Origin of the sequence: Chlorobium phaeovibrioides (genome assembly GCF_003968655.1) — a bacterium.
Lineage (GTDB): Bacteria > Bacteroidota > Chlorobiia > Chlorobiales > Chlorobiaceae > Chlorobium > Chlorobium phaeovibrioides.
The window spans coordinates 1-1,475 of the sequence record NZ_RXYK01000046.1; the positions used below are offsets into that span (position 1 = coordinate 1).

Below are 1,475 nucleotides of genomic sequence, written 5' to 3' on the forward strand. Positions count from 1 at the left end.
CCCCGCGATTGTGAATTGATGTCGTGAAACACAAGGTTTCAATAGGCTATATTATTGGATGAATGGAGGGCCGCTGGAGAGCGGTGGAGCGGGAGCGAAACCGCTCTCCAGCGGCCCCTCTGAAAACCAACATATGCCTGCCTCCACAACCCTGGAGAACACGACATGGAAAACAGCAGTAAGAAACGGCGTCGGCTGTCGGCAGAAGAGAAATGGAGCATCTATCAGGAGTGCGAACAGTCCGGTGTCAAAATCGGTGAAGTGCTCAGAAAGCATGGCCTCTACTCTTCAGACCTGCAGCTGATCCGCAGGGAGGTCAAGGAGGCTGCACTTGAACGCCTGAGCAGGAGTCGACCTGGCAGGAAGAAAGCTGCGGTTGTCCCTGTTGAGGAGCGTGACCAGCTGAAGAGGGAGCTCGAAGAGAAAGAAAAGGCTCTGGCCGAACTCAGTGTGATGTTCACGACCCTCAAAAAAAAAGTGCACTTGGAATAGAGGGCCCGTTTCCAAAAGGCCGACTGCCACTGGAGACCCGACAGGAAGTCCTGCAGATCATCGATACGGCAAAAGGGTCCGGGATTGCCCGGCACACCACCTGCAGCTTGCTGCAGATCAGTATCCGCAGGGTTGAGCGCTGGGAGTGCCGGCTGCGCCGGAACGGATCGATGGCTTATGAAAAACCGGGTCCCCAGCAGCCCGCGCACGCATTGATGCCGGCTGAGAAAGATGCAGTACTGTCCTTTGCCGGGCGAGAAGATACGGTTGACTACTCCTTGCAGCTGCTGGCTATCAAAGGAGCCGAGGCCAACGCATTCTACCTGTCCGCATCCAGCGTTCGATTGATACTGCAGGAAAACGGACTCGGTGACGACAGGACAGGGAGAGTACGGAACAGCACCAGAAGGAACAAGCCAGACCGGCCGGACGAACTGACGGGTCCGAACCAGTGCTGGTGCTGGGATGTCAGCTACATCAAAACCGATGTGCTACGGGTGTTCTGGTACCTCTGAGTGACGCTTGACGAATGGAGCCGGAAAGTGGTTGCCTGGCGAATCAGCAGGTACCATAACCACGAAGAGGCTATGGGACTGATCGATGACGCCATCATTGCCGAGGGGTTGCTCGATATCGATAAAGAGAACTTACCCGTGGTCGTCAATGACCGGGGAGTTCAGATGAAAGCCAAGGATGTCAAGCAGATGTTCACGGATTTAGGACTGACGCAGACGTTCAGTCGGCCGAGAACTCCGAACGACAACCCGTTCATCGAGTCGTTCTTCAGCAGTCTCAAGCGGGCACCGGTATATCCGGGCAGGTTTTCGCACTTGAATGAAGGAGTTGTCATGGACTTTTTCGGGGAGTATTTCCGCTGGTATAACACGGAACACTACCATTCACGCATCGGATATGTGACCCCGGAACAGATGCATCAGGACCTTGCAGCAGGGATTATCGCTGAAAGAAAAAGAGTATTGGGA

At 54.6% G+C, this 1,475-nt stretch carries 3 protein-coding genes; all 3 read left to right on the forward strand.

The annotated features are described in order from the left end of the window. Positions 1-165: 165 nt before the first annotated feature. On the forward strand, positions 166-492 hold the full coding sequence (locus EKD02_RS09840) for a helix-turn-helix domain-containing protein (protein ID WP_126385327.1): 327 nt from the start codon (positions 166-168) through the stop codon (positions 490-492). Between the two features lie 107 nt (positions 493-599). Further along, complete coding sequence (locus tag EKD02_RS09845) at positions 600-1,007, forward strand: hypothetical protein (RefSeq protein WP_126385329.1); 408 nt, start codon at positions 600-602, stop codon at positions 1,005-1,007. Then, the coding region (locus EKD02_RS10195; RefSeq protein WP_148102978.1) for an integrase core domain-containing protein at positions 1,008-1,475 on the forward strand (468 nt) is incomplete at its 3' end.